Source organism: Microbulbifer maximicatervae (SeqCode) (genome assembly GCF_052467505.1).
Genome location: NZ_CP174313.1, coordinates 2,170,850 through 2,189,286 on the forward strand (window position 1 = coordinate 2,170,850; position 18,437 = coordinate 2,189,286).

Annotated in this window: 16 protein-coding genes and 2 tRNA genes; 14 read left to right on the forward strand and 4 right to left on the reverse strand. The window is 43.9% G+C overall.

What is annotated here, in order from left to right; all coding sequences use genetic code 11:
• The first annotated feature begins 49 nt into the window (after window positions 1-49).
• The 5 genes from ACJJIN_RS09435 to ACJJIN_RS09455 all read left to right on the forward strand — a co-directional run bounded on the left by ACJJIN_RS09435 (window position 50) and on the right by ACJJIN_RS09455 (window position 5,109).
• A complete protein-coding gene (locus ACJJIN_RS09435) occupies window positions 50-2,269 on the forward strand; it encodes an ATP-dependent helicase (RefSeq protein WP_444897846.1) in 2,220 nt (739 codons plus the stop codon).
• A gap of 61 nt (window positions 2,270-2,330) precedes the next feature.
• Window positions 2,331-2,828 (forward strand): DUF1993 family protein, encoded by a 498-nt coding sequence (locus ACJJIN_RS09440; protein ID WP_444897847.1) that lies wholly within the window; start codon window positions 2,331-2,333, stop codon window positions 2,826-2,828.
• A gap of 306 nt (window positions 2,829-3,134) precedes the next feature.
• Window positions 3,135-3,776: an outer membrane beta-barrel protein gene (locus tag ACJJIN_RS09445; RefSeq protein ID WP_444897848.1), complete on the forward strand. Its 642-nt coding sequence runs from the start codon at window positions 3,135-3,137 to the stop codon at window positions 3,774-3,776.
• Window positions 3,777-4,079: 303 nt separating this feature from the next.
• A complete protein-coding gene (locus tag ACJJIN_RS09450; RefSeq protein ID WP_444897849.1) occupies window positions 4,080-4,721 on the forward strand; it encodes an outer membrane beta-barrel protein in 642 nt (213 codons plus the stop codon).
• A gap of 311 nt (window positions 4,722-5,032) precedes the next feature.
• A tRNA-Arg gene (locus ACJJIN_RS09455) sits at window positions 5,033-5,109 on the forward strand.
• A 274-nt stretch (window positions 5,110-5,383) separates the two neighbouring features.
• On the opposite strand, the gene ACJJIN_RS09460 is transcribed toward ACJJIN_RS09455, so the two are convergent.
• Window positions 5,384-5,578 carry a hypothetical protein gene (locus ACJJIN_RS09460; protein ID WP_444897850.1) on the reverse strand — a complete coding sequence of 65 codons (195 nt, stop codon included), beginning with the start codon at window positions 5,576-5,578 and terminating at the stop codon, window positions 5,384-5,386.
• 333 nt (window positions 5,579-5,911) lie between these two features.
• Here ACJJIN_RS09460 and ACJJIN_RS09465 point away from each other — a divergent pair, with 333 nt between their 5' ends.
• The 8 genes from ACJJIN_RS09465 to ACJJIN_RS09500 all read left to right on the forward strand — a co-directional run bounded on the left by ACJJIN_RS09465 (window position 5,912) and on the right by ACJJIN_RS09500 (window position 13,841).
• Entirely contained in the window at window positions 5,912-6,709 is a 798-nt protein-coding gene (locus ACJJIN_RS09465) for a potassium channel family protein (RefSeq protein WP_444897851.1), read from the forward strand.
• A 693-nt stretch (window positions 6,710-7,402) separates the two neighbouring features.
• Complete coding sequence (locus tag ACJJIN_RS09470) at window positions 7,403-8,428, forward strand: serine-rich family protein (RefSeq protein WP_444897852.1); 1,026 nt, start codon at window positions 7,403-7,405, stop codon at window positions 8,426-8,428.
• A 190-nt stretch (window positions 8,429-8,618) separates the two neighbouring features.
• Window positions 8,619-8,695, forward strand: a tRNA-Arg gene (locus ACJJIN_RS09475).
• Window positions 8,696-8,814: 119 nt separating this feature from the next.
• Window positions 8,815-9,798: a right-handed parallel beta-helix repeat-containing protein gene (locus tag ACJJIN_RS09480; protein WP_444897853.1), complete on the forward strand. Its 984-nt coding sequence runs from the start codon at window positions 8,815-8,817 to the stop codon at window positions 9,796-9,798.
• 155 nt (window positions 9,799-9,953) lie between these two features.
• The gene (locus ACJJIN_RS09485; protein WP_413662626.1) at window positions 9,954-10,268 is read left to right on the forward strand and encodes a hypothetical protein; all 315 of its coding nucleotides are present in this window, start codon (window positions 9,954-9,956) and stop codon (window positions 10,266-10,268) included.
• Between the two features lie 11 nt (window positions 10,269-10,279).
• Window positions 10,280-10,810 (forward strand): hypothetical protein, encoded by a 531-nt coding sequence (locus ACJJIN_RS09490; RefSeq protein WP_444897854.1) that lies wholly within the window; start codon window positions 10,280-10,282, stop codon window positions 10,808-10,810.
• Between the two features lie 621 nt (window positions 10,811-11,431).
• Window positions 11,432-12,592 (forward strand): patatin-like phospholipase family protein, encoded by a 1,161-nt coding sequence (locus tag ACJJIN_RS09495; RefSeq protein WP_444897855.1) that lies wholly within the window; start codon window positions 11,432-11,434, stop codon window positions 12,590-12,592.
• A gap of 601 nt (window positions 12,593-13,193) precedes the next feature.
• A complete protein-coding gene (locus ACJJIN_RS09500) occupies window positions 13,194-13,841 on the forward strand; it encodes an MOSC domain-containing protein (RefSeq protein WP_444897856.1) in 648 nt (215 codons plus the stop codon).
• 401 nt (window positions 13,842-14,242) lie between these two features.
• Here the strand turns inward: ACJJIN_RS09500 and ACJJIN_RS09505 are convergent, their stop codons facing one another.
• The 3 genes from ACJJIN_RS09505 to ACJJIN_RS09515 all read right to left on the reverse strand — a co-directional run bounded on the left by ACJJIN_RS09505 (window position 14,243) and on the right by ACJJIN_RS09515 (window position 17,174).
• Window positions 14,243-15,727 (reverse strand): APC family permease, encoded by a 1,485-nt coding sequence (locus ACJJIN_RS09505; protein ID WP_444897857.1) that lies wholly within the window; start codon window positions 15,725-15,727, stop codon window positions 14,243-14,245.
• A gap of 344 nt (window positions 15,728-16,071) precedes the next feature.
• Complete coding sequence (locus tag ACJJIN_RS09510) at window positions 16,072-16,305, reverse strand: hypothetical protein (protein ID WP_444897858.1); 234 nt, start codon at window positions 16,303-16,305, stop codon at window positions 16,072-16,074.
• Between the two features lie 161 nt (window positions 16,306-16,466).
• Window positions 16,467-17,174: an alpha/beta hydrolase gene (locus ACJJIN_RS09515; RefSeq protein ID WP_444897859.1), complete on the reverse strand. Its 708-nt coding sequence runs from the start codon at window positions 17,172-17,174 to the stop codon at window positions 16,467-16,469.
• A gap of 169 nt (window positions 17,175-17,343) precedes the next feature.
• Here ACJJIN_RS09515 and ACJJIN_RS09520 point away from each other — a divergent pair, with 169 nt between their 5' ends.
• On the forward strand, window positions 17,344-18,426 hold the full coding sequence (locus tag ACJJIN_RS09520; RefSeq protein WP_444897860.1) for an alkene reductase: 1,083 nt from the start codon (window positions 17,344-17,346) through the stop codon (window positions 18,424-18,426).
• The last annotated feature ends 11 nt before the right edge of the window (window positions 18,427-18,437 follow it).

The window sequence follows — 18,437 nt, forward strand, 5'->3', positions numbered from 1 at the left end:
GACAGCATCAAACACTGGCAAAATATCCAGTATTTGAGCAAAGAGCGCGATGGGCGGAAATAACCTTACCTCTGAACAGCAGGCAATTGCAGATCATGCCGGTGGTCACGCCAAGATCATTGCCGTTGCCGGCTCTGGCAAAACCACTGCTCTGTTGCACTACATAAAGAACCGCCTTGATGCAGGTATCGCCCCCGAACGACTGCTGGTATTAATGTACAACCGCAGTGCTCGGGAGGACTTCGACCGCCGCTTACGGCAGCTGACTGAAGGCTCGACACCAGCGGTACATACCTTTCACAGTGTTGGATATCGTTTATACCAACGCATGATCGCCAATGATCATATCGCTGCTGCCAACCTATCCCCCCTGCCCCAATCCACAATCCAATTACAAATCTGGAAGGCCATTGAAGAGTGCGCGCCCACTCACGAACTCGAAGAGATTAGAGCACGGAAGCAATCTGAGATTGAGGCCGCTGAATTTTTTATCGACTACACCAAAACGATTCTGTCGGGAGATCTCAGCGCATTTCAGGAACTGAAGCTCGGTGATGAATACATGTATTTTCTGCAGGTGTTTCGCACTTTTGAAGCTTGGCGCCGCAGCCAAAATGCGGTTACCTACGCCGATCTGATTTATGACCCAGCCATGCTGCTCAGCATGGATGAGGAAATGGCCGAGCAGTACGGCAGCTATTACGAAGATATCCTGGTGGACGAATACCAGGACATCAATGAGATACAACACTTTTTATTGCGAGTTCTCTACGGAAAATCTGGCAACGTCATCGCGATTGGCGACCCAGACCAAACAATTTACGAATGGCGAGGCTCCAAACCGGATTTCCTGCTCACATTTTTCGATGGGGATTTCCCCCCCTCGAATATTTATCACCTGAGCCGCACTTTCCGTTACGGCCACCAGCTATCCCTGGCCGCCAACCACTTTATTGAGAACAATCGCGATCGCGCCGATATATTCTGTGTTTCAGCCAATGAAGATCAGCAAACAGAAATCGAGCTGGTAAAAACCGATAAGGAGGGGCGCTGGCTTGTAGAGTACCTGCGCCGATGCCAAAAGCACGGTCAGTCACTCAGGGAGGTCGCCGTACTGGTGCGACTGTGGTCTATCGCCGCTCCTATTGAACTGGCACTGCTGGCCAATAATATTCCCTACCGTTCAGCAAGCCGCAACACCGTCCTTTCGCGCCGGGAGCTCCGCCCCTTATTTTGGAGTTTAAATATTGCCTCCGGTCGATTCGCCGAACTTCCTCCCAAGCGGCGCCAGCAGGGACTTTACGAATGGCTGACCTCTCCCCATGTGCGTATTCCGCGCAAAGTCCTGGAGCCCATCTGTTCCTCTCTGGCAGCGCTGGACAAAGGCTGGGGCAAGAAGCTGATTGCCCTGCTACCTGAAAACCTGAGTAAGCCCCAGACCAAACGCTTGCGCCAACGGGCAGACCTGCTTACCCAGATCGAGAGCTGGCGCGGTCACGCCGGAGAGCTACTGCGTCGCCATATCGGTGAACTGGAACTTCTCAGCGGAATCGCTGACGACGCCTTCACCCGCCAACAAGGGGAGGAGAGGCAACAAACCATCCTCGCTTTCTGCAAATACCTGGACACACTGAAGCAGCCACCCGCTGAAGCCCTGGCACATCTACAAGAACTTCAACGCCAACACCGGGAGGGCGAACAAACCGAAGCGGATGCTATACAGATAACGACTATGCACCAGGCTAAAGGTTTGGAGTGGGAACAAGTGATTATCCCCACCCTCACCCAGCACAATATGCCCTATCAGCCCCAACGGGACTTCAGCACACCCGCGTCACTGGAGAGCGAACGCCGCTTGATGTACGTGGCGATGACCCGCGCCAAGTCAAAACTCTTCTTGTTGGCCCCTGCAGAAGACTCCAAAAAGAATGATCCCGAGGCTTCGCAGCCTTCATTATTTATTAATGAAATGCAGCTTCCTTTAAGTAAATTGATGGCAGACTCCCTTAAGGAGCGCCCGGAAAAAATCGACACTGATGTGCCGGTTTCACGCCAAGCGCTCCACTATTTAGAAGCTTGCGATTACAACCCCACTATCAGTGCACCCCGGGCACCAATGCGAAAACCAGAACCTGGAGAGGGGCTGCGGCATCGAAAACTTGGCTATGGAAGGGTTTTGGGATGGGAGGACAAGCGTATCGAGGTTTTATTTAGCGATGGAAAAGCTCGGCGGTTTGATTGGGAGACTTTGTCACAGTATCTGATGTAGCAATACCTAGGAACGTGCGCACCAAAAAAATTAATTCACTCCGCTGTTATCAGGTTACCTAATGCAAATATCTATCAAGAGCCTTCTTCATAATCATCTTTCCCAACTGCTTTCCATTACGACTAAAATTCCACAGGAAATATTTCACAAGCAGCTGGCACCTGACATGTTCAGCTTAGCCGAGAATGCAAAAATTGCAGCCAATTTTTCTCTTCGCGGATACTGCCCACTCGTTGACCAAAAAATTGTGACATTTGAAGAGGATGGCAGTACAAAGGAGGGTATTCTGAGAACCATCCAGAAAACACTAAATTATTTAGATTCTTTACCCGAAGTAACCGATCTGGACAGTAGTAGAAGAATCAATGATAAAGCAGGTTTTACAACCGTGGATCTCCCACAGCCACAATATATCCATCAATATATAATTCCAAACTTACTATTCCATATAAGCATGGTTTATGCAATTGCACGCCACTGTGGTGTAACCCTTAGCAAAGGCGATTTTGATGGGTTACATAAGTACCCTGACAATTTTACCTTTATAGATGGGTTTTAAAAATGACACAATTCCATATGTACTACAGTGGCAAGTTAGAAAAACTACAAAAAGCTCTTCAAAAAACCTGCCACAACTACAACTAAATTCAGACAAAAAAGGCGTGCAGACCGATACTTTGACAAATCAAAAGAAGACAGATTGGCAATCAAATCAGACAAAACACCCCTTCAACGCACAATCACGCCTCAAAACCATCCTACTCTAATTAAACAACTTGACTGAATTCTTCAGCCAAAAGCAATATAGGTGTTATCTATTTTGACGCTTGAGCATTTCGTTACTTTTACACCTCAGGAGACCAACATGAAAATTTCAAAAATATTTCTATTGATCCCTCTATTAGCCAACTACAATTCAGCATTTGCAAAAGAAACCCCTTTCTACGCTGGAATTGGATACGGGACTCAGGATTTTGATGGGCAACAAGAACTTACAGATTATTATGTAAATAATAATTTTAAAGATACCACCAGCTCCTTTGATATTTACGCTGGCTACCAACTAAATCAATTCTTCTCTGTAGAGGCAGGATACAGCCATTTTGGTAAAGCATCCGACACCTATATTCATCATAGTGCAGTAATAGCTCAACTTGACTATAACATCATTAATGACAAGGAAAGCTTGGATATTGACAGCGTACAAATAAATTCTGTCTTCGAATACCCAATGCTAGATAATGTCACTGTCAGCGCCTACCTTGGCCTTTCTTACACTAAAATAGATAGTACTTATACCGCCTACATGAGCATCGCGGATATTGATGGAAATTATGAAGACAATAAACCTTTCAAGTCCAGCGAGAATGATTTTGACCTAACTTACGGTATCGGCGTCAGATACGACTTTACCAACCGGTTCAGCGGCAAACTGCAATGGAAAAACATCAATAATGATGTCGTAGATATCAGTGGCATACATTTGTCTATAGAAACCCATTTCTAAGGACATCTATAAAATGAATATCCGAGGGTAAAAACTGCCTTTATTTTTACCCTCACGAAACTGGCCTCATATTCTAAACCCCTAAACTTCCAGCTTTCATTTTATTGCCAATACCCTACACTTCCATAGCTAGCTCGCTGAGCAGTTTAAAGAGGCTTAATGAGCCAAGCCTAAAATAGATTGAGTTGATCAGGCAACAAATCCTAACTTTACTTGAAAGCGAATATAGCGCAACGGTAACTAGCGATTTACAACCTATCAAAGAGATAAAACCGCTCATTTAATGGAATAAATGGGGCCAAAATGAAATACACTAGACTAGCCATATTACTATTAACCTTTGCAAATGCTTCTATCGCGGCAGAGAAGTCAATCTACGCCGGAATAGGATATGGATACTTTGACTTTAAGGGCCAGAACAAACTTCCAGAACCCTATATAAGCTCTCAACGCTTTGGCGATCACGCCAACAATGTCAACATTCACGCTGGGTACCAATTCAATCAGTTTCTTTCCGTTGAACTCGGGTATGACCACTTCGGTAACACCTATGATGAATTTGTTGCATTAGTTAGTTTCTATGACAGAGAAATTGATGAATATCGCGATGCCTATATCACCGATGATGAAACGGTTACAGTAGAAAGTTATCATCTGCATGTTATTGCCCAATATCCAATCCTTAACAAGACGACTGTAAATGCTCTTGTTGGCCTCTCCCATACCAAAATCGACAGCGAGTTCATACCAAGATCCAGCTGGATACCAGATAGCCCATTAAGCCCAACCTACTCCCAAAGCAAAAATGAAACGGACTTAGTCTACGGCATTGGAGTAAAGTATTCTTTCACTGATAACTTTGCTTGCAGGCTCCAATGGAAAACAATTGATAACGATACCCTGAGGATAAGCGGATTTGACCTGTCATTGGAGACGCGCTTTTAGGCGTTGAGATCGAAACCTGATAAGTTGGATGAGATTGACCCCTGCTCTGTCACTGATCGGTACATTTCCTTTCAAGAGCCTCCAAAAGCCCCGCAAGCGGGCCTTGCCACCTCACTCTGTAAAACCACTTGTCTGCTCTTGATGGTGGTGCCTTTTCATCCTCTTAACCCGCTAGCCCTGGCAGCGAATCTGTAACTAGTCAACACTCACTCAAAGTGCCTAACTTTTATCCAACATAATGTTTTTTAAGGATTTTTTTACTCTTAAGGTTGACTTACCCCCACCGCATCTATAGTATCCGCATCCGTAACGCGCTCGTAGCTCAGCTGGATAGAGTACCTGGCTACGAACCAGGCGGTCGGAGGTTCGAATCCTCCCGAGCGCGCCATACAAACGAAGGGCTTATGCTTAACAGCGTAAGCCCTTTTTTGTTATAGTGCGGTAAAACCCGCATGCATATATCACCGCCAGCACTACCTTTATGCCTGAGCCGGCCCCACCGCCATCAACTCCCCCAGAACTCCTCCACTAGGCATCCGTCACCGGGCCGTAACACAAGAACTTCTAGGAAGTATTCCTCACCCTAAACCCATTGCTGGGAGCTAGTGATGGAATTGGCGGTTCACTGCCAGAAACATAAATTGCCGGTGATACAGATAAATTTATACAAGCACGGGCTGAGCCAGTTCCTCTTTCCCAAGAAGAAAGCCAGCGATTGGGTAAGCACTAGATTTTAACTGAGCTCCACTAGCAACAAGTAAGTGGGCGAACCCCAGTCGACAAATAGCCAACGAAAAGCCATTATCAGGTGTAATAGAATTACGCATCAGCACTCTCTGCTGAAGAGCAATAATCATACCCCCTCGCGTACAGACCATTTTAGATGCTAGATAAATTGAGGGGCGAGTTTCTCGATGATATAACCTACCCCTCCACATCAACTCATGAATGCAAATGATACTCTCAACACCACCACCCCATAAGTAATACACCTTATAGTGTCGACTCAATAATTCACAACTTAGCTAACATTACTATGCTAATAGAAACGTAAGATCAAAACAGCCACCATAATCCAGATTGACTGATTGCAAGCAGCCCTCTTTTACACTTGCTGGCGGGATCATAATTATCCCAAAAGGAATGACGCAGGCATAAATTACATCGCTTATAGTTAATGAGCACAGAACATGACACGTTTCCTATCTTTTCTGACATGGAAAAAAATACTTGTCGGTTATTTTTCAGTAATCTTCATCTTTGCTGCAATATATAGTGAATGTGACTCCTGTATAAATGAAAAGCTCGACTTCACAAAAAGTATCTACTTCAGCATTGTAACAATAACAACTTTGGGCTATGGAGAAATTTACCCTGTCAATGAGCTCGGTTACCTACTAACCTCCATTGAAACACTGACGGGAATTGCAACATTTGGGCTACTATTGAATGAATTTACAAAATACCAATCAAACCGACAAGAAAAATTAAGACAAGAAAAAAGAGTCGAACAATTAAAAAATGCATACCACTATTTTCGAGTTCATATGGCCGACTTTTGTTCCGCGGCTATCAGCACCATAACCCACAAAGAACAAGCCCCAACATCCTATGACATGATGGGTTTTAGAGCATATTTGGAGAACAATAATAATAGAAATGCAAATATCCTTAAGGAAGCCCTTCCTCGAGACTACAAGTTCAGAGCAATGGTCATGACGGAATACAAAATATACGCCCGACAAATAGAATTGGCTTGCTCAACGATAAATCTCCACGATACAAGGCTATTGGACTTCTTCTATACCCATATAAGCCAGTCTGTCCGACTTGAAGCTGTGAGTGAAGCATCAGAGACCTTATCGGAAACTCTATTCAATCTAATCAATGACATTATGGCAGGAGTCGATGCAAATGGAGACAGGCGTGACCGAGACATATATATGGGTTATATCAATTCACTAGAATCGCACGTTAGCCAAGGCTAATAAACCGCCAAGAGGTTAAGGGCAAACTAGATCCAAGCCTTAATATTTATCTCAACCATAAGTCATCCTGTTCGGGGTATACAAGGGCCCCACCTAAATAACAGATACTGCCGGACATGCTATATCCAGCTTCCAAAGTTCCAATTCAAGTATTATTTATCAGTAGCAAGTAGCAATTTTTCGAATTGTACTACGATTTAAGTCGGGAGAGGTCTGCTTAATGGCCTTTCATCTTCGCTGACAATATCCACTACTTAAAACCTAAGATAATTTTTAATAGAAGATATTACTTGGAATTTAATGGGCACTAAAACCTGAACTTTCTTCCTAGTAATTTAACACTGAGTTCCTATGGCAACTTCAACTCAGATCACCAACACTTTCCCTGCACCGATTGACCTGATCAAGATGTCGCGAGAAGGATGGCTGCACCGGGGTTACCCAAAGGGCTTCCCGTGAGACGAGTGACAGAGCATAAATGGGGTCAAGTTGCGTGAAGTCTTTCGCCAGACGCCTCCTACAATTTGATAGCCTCCTTTGCAGTATTTGGCTACAACTGCCCTTAGCGCCACTCAAAACAGCCCCCAATTTTGACACTATCAACTTCCCCTTAGAGGGCAACATAACCAAGTATGCGCATCCTACTGATATCAATCCAACTACTATTTCCATTTACACCCTAGAGGTCGCACTATGAAAGCAAATTTTTTAGTTATGGCAGTTGCACTTACTACTTTCAGTGCACATCTACAGGCAAATAATAATACTTCCATTGTACAGCAGACCGGTACCGGCAACATGGCAATGACGGATCAATCCGACTCAAGCACTCAGAACAGCACCATTCTACAAGTGCAAAATGGCAACAATAATTTCTCTGAAGCAATCCAATTTGGAGCTACCCTTGATAGCTCCATCAGCCATACACAAATAGGCAACGCAAATACCACTCTAAACTTAGAGCAGGAAAATGCTGAATTATCCAGTATGACTATCCTACAGAATGGTGATGGAAACACACTGTCAAATTTTCAGATTGATTCTATTGGAACGACATTATCCCAGACACTTTTTGGGATCAATAATGGAACAGCCGGCACGCAAATTCGCTCTTCTAATGACACTGCCATCTCCTTACAACAAGGCGATTCTAATACTACCTTGCTCACCCAAATAGATAGCACCAATAATTTCATGAATATGACTCAGGATGGCACTAACAATGTCGGAGTATCTATACAGATTGAAAGCTCACTGGGTACCGTTCAAATTTTACAAATCGGAGATCAAAATGAGAGTGGAATATCTCACAGCTTAAGCATTTCTGATTTTGCCAGCTCTACACAATTTGGCACTGGAAATATATTCAGCCTTGGTCAGAGTGCAGGCGGTAATAATTTTGCTATTGGAGATCAAGTTGGTGAGCTAAATACCGTGTCAGCCAATCAATCCAACAGTTCCTTTAGCCAATTAAATATAAGCCAACAAGGCATGCAAAATTCACAAACACTGTTTCAGACAGGCTCACAAATTAACTCATGGACCACCCAAAGTGGCATGGAGAACTCTGTAATGTCGAATCAGAGCGGAATGAACCACACTTTAACATCCCTTCAAAACGGGACCCTGAACAGCCTCACAGCTAGCCAAAGTGGAACCTCACAACTTGCCAATGTGACCCAGCTGGGAACAAGCAATAGCGGAACGATCAGTCAGTAGTCGCCGCAAAGCCTCAAAAGCCTCTTATAACCTCAAGAAAGCCCTACCCACGGCTCCTGAGCCAAATCCCTTTGTGAGAAAACAGAAACAGACAAACAGGTTTTACGGTCACCAAACACCAAAAAAGTGCTTCATATGAAAAAAATGCTTGACTCTACCTACACCAATCTATATTGTGCGCCTCCTCGACGCGCTCGTAGCTCAGCTGGATAGAGTACCTGGCTACGAACCAGGCGGTCGGAGGTTCGAATCCTCCCGAGCGCGCCATTTTCAAGGGGCTTACGTTTTTTGACGTAAGCCCCTTTTTTATTGCGACAACCTCAACACCAAAACACAGCTAGGCTTTGGACTATGGAAACAAGGAGAAGTTTTCAGGGGTTAGCGCCATGGATATCACGACTCTGAATGTACTTAAGCAGCTAGGTTTGTTAGCCGCAGTCTTTACCCTATCTACGGCCGCACTGGCCATTGAATGCGGCGACACTATATCTGAGCCCACCACTCTATCTCAGGACCTGAATTGCGAGTTGAGTATCGCCAATCCTGTAGCACTCACCATTGTAGGCCCATCGGGGAGCCTGAATATGGCGGGGTTTGAGCTTAGCTGCGTATCGCTGGACCCAACCCAAACAGATTTCTACGCAATAGACCTCCAGGGCACCGCAGCATATCTCAGCAACGGCCAACTAACCAACTGCACCAATGGTGTCATCACCTCCAGCTCAGGCTTCCACTCCATCTCCAATATGGAAATAAATAGCGCTGTAAGAAATGCAATTTTACTATTCGGCAACGGCAATACCATCACCAACGTCGATATTACAGGTCCTGCTACTTCAACCATCTCTGATGGTATTGAGGTTTTTGGCGATTACAACACCATTAGTCGCAGTACGGTACTAGGAGGCGGAGACGAAGGCATTGAAATCCTGGGAGACTATAACAATATCTCCTTTACTACCGTTTCTGGGTTTAGCGAGGACGGCTTCGAGATTGACGGCAACTTCACATTTGTATCTAACAGCATCATTGAGAATAACGGTGAAGCTGGAATCCTGATAAACGGTAATTTCAACAACATAGCAAGTAACAATGTGGCGGATAATGGGCAGGTGGGCATTAATCTAAGTGGCGGCTCAAGCAATTCGATTGCAAGCAACACGGTATCCAATAATGGGCTCTCGGTACTACCAAGCAATGGCGGTATTATCGTTACCGACTCGAACAGCTTAAACAACCGGGTTACCGGGAATACCCTAAACGGCAATCAGCAATTTGACCTCGCAGATCCCTTTGACCCCGACTGCAATGAAAGAAATCTTTGGAGTGGAAACCAGTTCACTACTTCAGACCCCACATGCTTAGACTAACTGCCCAAAAGAGAAGTGGCTTGCGCTGCAAGGTCGGGCACCTCCAGCCTCACGAAGGCTATATCCGGGATTTAAACAGAAGCAAATAAGACTCAAGTACCAAAATTACTGTTCAAAGTTAAACCAAGTTGAATCAAGAGTCTCAATAGTTAAAAATGCATGAGGAGCTGTCAAAATCAGAAGTAAGGGACTACATGACTGATATCCTCAAAGATATACTTCAGTTCGTACAGAATGTGGGGCTTAAGAATGGCCTCTTTGTCATATTTTTCATCTTTGCTCATTACCTCCTCTTCTGGATGTACAGTGGGCGCCTGAAGGACCGACAAGTTGAAATTGACCGGCTTGCAGCAGATAATAAAGAATATAGGGACAGGTTTTTAAAGTTGATGGACAACGCCTTCTCTTATTCACCTCCCACTAGGAAAAACGCGCCCAAGAAGCCAATTAATGAAAAGGAGTTTGAGTAGTGCTCTATCTATTGCCGGCAATTGCTCTTGTCTTCATTTTCGCGAAAATGTATCAGCTTCTGGAAGTAAAGAAGCATGATCAACACTTATTTGAGTTTTGTCAGCTGCGGAGAGATACGATCAGCTATCTCTCCGATTCTTATACCGACCTATCAAGAAATGATTACATAGCCTTACGCAAGATCAATGATGCACTCAGCACCATCATTGCCGGTTATAAAGAGCACAGAACGGTTGTGTTTAATCTCAGGTTATTTTCAGAGTATGTCAATCAGCTAAAAGCCTTTGAGAAAAAGGCCGAGAAGATATCAACTAGCAATCCAGATATACAAGAGTTACTAAACAGAGTTCATCAGTCTATATTTAATGCCTTTCTGGCATTTACCCCCTACCTAAAATCAGAACTCGCGTTCAATGTAGTGATGAAATTGATCTCTCTGGGAGTAAATGCCGGGGCCAATTCATTCAGGGCACATTTGCTAAGCCTTAAAGAAGCCAAAACCCTGCTCAATACCTTTAAAAAGCATTCCTCCCCTTGCTGAGCCCCTCTTTTTCAGCCACCGAGAGCTTTTCAGCTATTTGCATGGCAAGCGCTATCAAGGGCAAATTTGATACCAGCCAGTACGCCAAACGCTGATATCAATCCTGCTGAGAGCCAGCCAATAAGGCTGGACTCTGTGGACACTCAAGATTCTATGCGTGAAAAGTAACTAAAGGCGGAATTTTCAGTCAAGCAAAAAGCACTGAAAAATTAAGGGGTTAATACAGAAATACACTTATTTTTTGGAATGTTTAATATCCCAAATTAGGACAGCACTCCATCCAGCATCAAACTATTGATGTTTAACTAAATAGTCATCTTCAGCTTATATTAAACCATTCGGTCATCGTCGATATATCGATAATTTCGAAAAAATCGATATACGAAATAATCATTACCAGAAAACTGAAAATAAGACGCACAGATCTATAAATCGCACTTTTTTCTCACCGAAAGCCCTTACAACCGAGAAAAAACTACGGACCGTTAAACCCATAAAAAGTAATATCATACGTTTTTTTCGCCCCCCTTCTTACCCGACAAAACCCGCTCTCTCCATTTAGTCAATATCAAAGATTCGGTGTCTATATCCTTGTGACGTAAATACCTTATAGGTGCAGAAATGGAACTCAGTTATATCCTTATTATATGTACAGTGATCATCGTGATATTCACTGCCTGCGCCTATCTGTACAACTATATCCTTACAGCAAGCGCAACATTTTATCGCTCTCCAGTGCAAGAGGATGAGACTGCGATACGCAATCATCTCAATGATAAAGATACGATCAACATACTTGTCATTGACGGTGGTGGTATCCGTGGACTCATACCACTATATGTCATTAAGCACTTGGAAAAAGCACTGGGGCAACCAGTTGACGAGCTTTTCGATGTGTTTAGTGGTGTCTCAACGGGCGCTGTCATTGTTACCGGGTTGAATGTCCGCTCATCTCACCTGGCTAAAAACTATGCCAATGTCGATTCAAAAACAGACTTGCTTATTAACTTATACAAGTCGAAAAGTAATTATCTGTTTTCAACCCCTTGGTATCATAAACTGCTTACAGCATCCGGTCTTTTTTCTCCAAAATATTTGGGTCGCCGCCTTCACAAAGTGATGGAGAAGCACTATACACCAGAGCTTAACTTCACCGATTTGAAAAATTATGTGATTATCCCCTCACTCAGTGTAAATACTGGTGAACTTCACCTCTTCAAAAACCGAGGAGGAGATACCAGTGAGCTTCCTACCAACAGCCTATATCAACTGGTCACAGCTGCAGTTAGTGGGGTTTCACTGTTTCCCCCAGTTGGCTTTATGGCTGACAGCAAAGAAGTGGGCCATAAATACTTTGCCGACGCAGGTATTTCTGCCAACAACCCTGCAAGTGTTGCGCTCCTGGATATCATCAAAGAGTTCCCTCACAAGAACTACTATGTGCTGATTCTTGGGTCCGGCACCTCCCCGCTAACCAGTTCGCAGGTGAAATATAAAGACCTGAAAAACTGGGGCATACTACAGTGGGCACGAGATGCTATCTCAAGTGTTCAAAGATCAATGGATGAGCAGCAATTGCACGCCCTGGAAATTGCTTCATTACTCTCCAACAATGTAAAGATCAAATATGACTATCTCAATGTAGAGGTAACTGAACCCCATGTCGGTCTATTTGAATATGACAATATCGATTCACTCAAGATTCACTCAGATCGACTCATTAAAAACAATAAACAGAAAATACAACAGGTAATTGACCAATTGGCCACTGCCAACGGATAAAAATCTCATCACAATGTAAGGCGGCAACTCAGCAAAACGGTTGCCGCCTAATCTAAGGACAGTGGCATTCACTCTATCAGAAAATACACGCTTAGCACCCGCCACCCTCTCACCCACCACCCTCTCACCCGCCTGCCAGCAAACCAACCAACAAATATTTTACTGGTTTATCGCTAGTGACATTACTCTTCAGGAGCAAAATCAAACGGCGTTTAACCATGCCAAAGCTTCGCTATCTAATCACAATTCTAATTACACTGACTTCCTGCCTCTTTGTGAATGTAAGAGCTGGAGAACTTCATGATCGTGAGGCTCGAAACAGGTGTATAAAAACCTGTAAGAATAGCTACTATGACTGCATTAGAGATAATGAAAATCAAGACTGGTGCGTAGAGAAGAAGATCCACTGCGATAATATATGCTATGAGTACGAAGAAGATCGCTGGCGCTGGTATCGGGATAAATCTTCCAACCATTAACCAATAAACAGATATATGTAAGCCGTCCTATAGGACATTAAAGCAACATAGGATAGCTGTGCATTAAGCGTATATTTTGCTAAGATCCAGGTCCTGCATAAATTATCTACCAATAAGAAAATATGAAACTCCTCTCTATAAACGTATCCAAAAAAGTAGATTGCGAATACAGGGGTAAAACTGTAACAACGGGGATCTTCAAGAAGCCAGTCCAAGGAAAACTTTTTGTTGGAAAGAATAATTTGGAAGGAGATGAGCAGGCAGACTTAAAAAATCATGGCGGCAAAGATATGGCCATATATGCGTTTTCTAATGACCACTACCCTTACTGGGAAGACCTGTTAGGCAGAAAGAGCCTTAAGTATGGCGCATTTGGTGAGAATTTAACTGTAGAAGGGCTTCGAGAACAAAATATCTTTGTTGGAGACCAATTCCGCATAGGCAGTTGTATCCTTGAGGTAAGTCAACCCAGAATACCCTGCTTTAAGCTAAGCATGGCCCTAGATAATGACGCTGCAGCCAAGATTCTCACTAGTAGCTTTAATTGCGGTGTATATTTTAGGGTTATTAAGGAGGGGCATATTAAAGAAGGGGATTCGATTTGTAAGATAGCTGAAGCTCCAAACTCAATCGACATACGATCTATGTTCAGAGCTTTTTTTGATAAGCAATTTCCCGATACCAAGCAAGTACTCCAGGCTGCAAGTCAACTACAACCCTTATCCAAAGAGTGGAGAGAGAAAGCTGTAAGACGGCTCTCTAAGCTCTGACAATTGAGCAATTTATCACATCAGCCTACTAACTATGTTCCCTCCGAAAGTGAGCCTCCAGGAGGGCTGTGTAGTAAAAGTTAAAACCCGGCACTCCCCCGGACTTAAATGTGTTAACCGTAATTTTTTGGAGAAAAGTACTAACTTATTAAACAAACAAGAATTAATAGGCTTCCTCAAGTTGATATTACTGCGCGAGCTATGCTCGAACACCCCCTATTGCCATCTACCAATATATTTGCGGATAAAATGATAGCTATTATCAGGCATTCAATAACTTAAACTGACCCTGTCAGAATTGGCCTTGGCAAAAGGGTTCACTCATGTACTTGGATCCACCCAACACCCTGTAATCTTTTACTAATATCACAGACACCAACCATTTAAAACCATACATCAAGCTACAGCTTATTATATACCCTGCAAAATTTAACATAGGACTTCGAAGATATTAAAAAATAAAAAGCAACTGAAAAAACAATTACCGCCCAAGCATACTGAATAAAATATAAAATCCATAAATATATAATAAACGGCAGAACTAACACGGATAATTTCTTAACCCCAATACTGGCAATATGCAATGATGCATAAATACAAATAAGTACTGACAAAGAGGCGCACACCAACAAAAGGGATGATGAAGTTATGGTAATCATGAGCACCCCCAGTACAGCAAAAACAGCAGCTCCAAAGTATCTCGTGCCAGGTTCAAGTGCACCCATGCTAATGGGGGCGGCCATATATCCAACTATATGATAGCCAGATACGATCACCATAAGTGCTGCCCAGCTATCAGCATGAGCAAGTACAACTGCTGCTATCAACCAATTAGTAAGCATCGAGCGCCTTGATAAATTATGTACAGGATCTAAAACAGCTAACCATCGCGGCATTTGCCCTACAGAGGCCATTGCAAATAGAATTCTTGACGAGGCCCCCAAATAAGTATATCCAGATGCCGAGGGGCTTATCACACTGTCTGCGAGTAGTATCATTGCAAGAAAGTGCAAGCCAAGCAGTGTCGCCAAGTCCAAAAGCGGCGAGTCAAAATTAATCCCTTGCCAACCACCATTTTCCACCAGAAGATCGTTCGGCACTGAGGCCATAAAAGCATATTGCAATGCAAGATAAACAAGTGTCATTATTGTAATTGATAAAGTAACGGCCAAAGGAATATTACGCTTGGGATGTTTTATCTCACTGGCAAAGGCAACACTGATCTGAAAGCCATTAAACGAATATATTAGACCTGCCCCAATAACAGCGGAAAAAGCGCTTCCAAACCCAAACTCCTGATTAGAGTCAATTGAAAAATTTGACCCACTTGTATCACTACTAAATACAACTATAAGCAATACAACTATTGCAAAGGTGGGAGTAAATATCTTTAGAACAGTGACAACATTATTGATCTTGGCAAGAAACCGTATTCCGTAATAGTTAATCAGCAAATATACAAAAAGAATACTTAACGCGAGAACCTTCCCCCACGGAGTCAAGGTGTGATTGCCAATTAACAAAGAGGAATCTATAGCAGATGAGAGGTATTGGGTAGTTGCCTGCGCCTCGGTCGCAACAACCATTAATGTGCCAAACCAGTTAGCAAACGCAAATGGCATTCCAAGAATACTATTGTGCGACAATGCACTGGATTGAGCGAGGGCTCCCCGGACTGGGTAGAATGCAACGACACGGCTTAGGCACAAGCCAACCATCAAAACCAAAAGCGCCGCTAATATCCAGGCTCCAAAAGCCCAATTACCTGCATAGTTTGCCGTAAGCTGCGCACTAAACAACCAGCCCGAACCTATCATACAGGTGGCACTAAGCAGCGTAGCACTCAACAGAGAAACGCGTTTTTTTCCGCCTTTGGCACAACCCATATCGACCGTTTTCTATAGTGTTATGCAGGCGTCTTCTCTATATAATCTGATAGCTCCTGCTACTAGTATCTTTAGTTTAGCCAGCCCAGTTCATTTCAACCAAAAACAGTAAGTTATCTCTTTCTACTTCAGGTATAAGTCAAAATTAAAAATGGAGATATTGTATAGAAGCCTTTAAAGGCCTTATAGAAATTTGACATGAGCATCTACCCGCCTTTCCAAAAGCTTAGGGCTGTCTGCCGGGAGGCACGCTCAACGTATGCAGCAATGAAGATACAGAAAAGTTAACGCAACTATACAGAGGGCTGAAGGAAATCCCAGCGGTTGCACCTTTCAACATCAAGTTATTCTTTCAAGATTGACGTCATACGCCCCCGCATCCGCCAGAATTTTTCTGGCACATAGTTAGTCGCAAAAGATATAGAAGCCTTACATCCAGGAACAACTAAAAGGTAAGCCGTAGCCGCATCATCAGTCACGCCACCGTGATGCAGTACCAACCATGGCTTATCTTGCTCCCCTAGATTTATGCCACCCACCTGCAATCGAGGAAATATTTTTTCTTTTGATTTCTTCACTATGTAATTAGGCGTAGTCAACGCGAAACTTGGATTCAATAGATTAATTATTTTTTATATCGACACGTGCTTAAATTATACAGAGACATACTTGCCCCATCTCTCATTGGAGCATCCATAAGGGGTGCCCCATATAAGTTGCTAAAGTAGCGCAGCTATTGCTATATCGAGGCTATCAAAATTTGGGTAAGTTCTTTGGGCATATCTAGCATCACATCATGACCACAGGGAAGGTTTATCGTCTCCCAACCAAGTTCTCTCTGGGCTCTCTCAAAGAACGGCCTACCAATTCCTGGTGCCCAGCCCGACGCATAGATGTATCGGTGCCGAGCTACTTGCTTCCATAAGCCCTGTAGTTGAATCGGTTGCTCAAATGATCCCAGAGGATGGTCGACACAGCGCCGATCCACCCATGCCTGATCTTGAATGTTAACCCCGAAATCTATTGCAGGACTTGGCGCTACACGAAATCCATCACCCTGAGTTCTGGCAATATCCTGAAAACTCAACCCGACCTCTACAGGCAAAAGATCTAAGACGTTTTGCCCATCCTCTGGAACTAAGGCATCAAGATAGACAAGGGATCGTATATGCTGGTGCACCTTATCAGCCACACCGGTTATTACCACTCCACCATAACTGTGGCCACACAAGACAATATCCGTTAACTCTTCACATGCGATAACACCCAAAATGTCTTGTATATGCGTATCCAGGTTGATTGTGTCATCTAAAAGGTGCGCCCTTTCTCCGAGCCCCGTCATAGTTGGGCTATAAACCTCATGGCCGTACCGCCTAAGAAACGCTGATACCCGCTTCCAACACCAGCCTCCCTGCCAAGCACCGTGTACCAGAACAAATGTTGCCATATTGCACCCCCTATCAATCAAACCTACTGGGTGTACAAATTATCGCCCCCCTATCCTCGATCAGTATACGAATTGATAAATGGTTGACACCGCTAGGACGGGTGACCTAGCATAACAATCACTAGGTCAGGCGTCCTAGAGAAATAAAGCTGAGAAAAGGAAGTAAAACATGGCTAATTTATTCCAATCCTTCGATTTGGCAGGTCTTCAACTCTCAAACCGAGTGGTGATGGCACCAATGACTCGCAATCGAGCAGATGCACAAGGGGTAGTGACACCAATGATGGTGACGCATTATCAACAGCGGGCAAGCGCAGGCCTAATCATCACGGAATCCTCCCCTATATCTGCTCAAGGCATTGGATACCCATGCACACCGGGTATTTACACAACGGAGCAGGTCTCTGGCTGGAGGAAACTCACACAAGCAGTGCATCAAGCAGGTGGGAAAATTTTTATACAGCTGCAACACTGTGGGCGCATATCCCACCCCACATTGCAGCCAGATGGAGATACCCCCGTCAGCGCATCGGCAGTTAAACCAGTTGGACAAGCGGTTACCTATGAAGGAAAAAAAGACTTTGTACTTCCCAGGTCATTAGAGAGCAGTGAGATCCCCAAAATCGTAGAGCAATTTGGCTTTGCCGCACAAATGGCTAAAGAGGCAGGCTTTGACGGAGTTGAGATTCACGGTGCGAACGGTTATTTGATCGATCAGTTTCTACGGGATGGTACTAATCAGCGCGGTGATCTCTATGGCGGTAATATAAAGAACCGCATGCGGCTGCTAAATGAAGTGATTGACTCCGTAATGGCAGCGTGGCCTTTAAATAGTATTGGAGTGCGACTTACACCCGAAAATTGCTTTAATTCGATGTCCGATTCCGATCCGCAAAATCACTTTGAATACCTATTGCAGCAACTAAGCTTCCGAAATATTGCCTACGTCCATATTTTAGAAGGTGATATGATGAAGAAAGAGCGAGATGTAAATTACCAGCTCTTGCGGGAACGCTTTAAAGGTGTGTATATCGCCAACAACGGCTATGACCTCGAGCGCGCCCAAACATCTTTGAAAGAAAATAAAGCTGACCTAATTGCTTTTGGGACACCCTTCCTAGCAAATCCCGATTTAGTCTACCGACTTAAGCAGGGTATGCCACTTAATCCAGCTGACCATTCAACTTTTTACGGCGGGGACGAAAAAGGCTATAATGACTATCCATTCGCTTCAGCCCAGATTAGAAAATAGTCCCCGATCAA

Coding starts and splice junctions, on each gene's coding strand:
- ACJJIN_RS09435 (WP_444897846.1), top strand. CDS start 50: ATGGGCGGAAATAACCTTACCTCTGAACAGCAGGCAATTGCAGATCAT.
- ACJJIN_RS09440 (WP_444897847.1), top strand. CDS start 2,331: ATGCAAATATCTATCAAGAGCCTTCTTCATAATCATCTTTCCCAACTG.
- ACJJIN_RS09445 (WP_444897848.1), top strand. CDS start 3,135: ATGAAAATTTCAAAAATATTTCTATTGATCCCTCTATTAGCCAACTAC.
- ACJJIN_RS09450 (WP_444897849.1), top strand. CDS start 4,080: ATGAAATACACTAGACTAGCCATATTACTATTAACCTTTGCAAATGCT.
- ACJJIN_RS09460 (WP_444897850.1), bottom strand. CDS start 5,578: ATGATTATTGCTCTTCAGCAGAGAGTGCTGATGCGTAATTCTATTACA.
- ACJJIN_RS09465 (WP_444897851.1), top strand. CDS start 5,912: ATGACACGTTTCCTATCTTTTCTGACATGGAAAAAAATACTTGTCGGT.
- ACJJIN_RS09470 (WP_444897852.1), top strand. CDS start 7,403: ATGAAAGCAAATTTTTTAGTTATGGCAGTTGCACTTACTACTTTCAGT.
- ACJJIN_RS09480 (WP_444897853.1), top strand. CDS start 8,815: ATGGATATCACGACTCTGAATGTACTTAAGCAGCTAGGTTTGTTAGCC.
- ACJJIN_RS09485 (WP_413662626.1), top strand. CDS start 9,954: ATGCATGAGGAGCTGTCAAAATCAGAAGTAAGGGACTACATGACTGAT.
- ACJJIN_RS09495 (WP_444897855.1), top strand. CDS start 11,432: ATGGAACTCAGTTATATCCTTATTATATGTACAGTGATCATCGTGATA.
- ACJJIN_RS09500 (WP_444897856.1), top strand. CDS start 13,194: ATGAAACTCCTCTCTATAAACGTATCCAAAAAAGTAGATTGCGAATAC.
- ACJJIN_RS09505 (WP_444897857.1), bottom strand. CDS start 15,727: ATGGGTTGTGCCAAAGGCGGAAAAAAACGCGTTTCTCTGTTGAGTGCT.
- ACJJIN_RS09515 (WP_444897859.1), bottom strand. CDS start 17,174: ATGGCAACATTTGTTCTGGTACACGGTGCTTGGCAGGGAGGCTGGTGT.
- ACJJIN_RS09520 (WP_444897860.1), top strand. CDS start 17,344: ATGGCTAATTTATTCCAATCCTTCGATTTGGCAGGTCTTCAACTCTCA.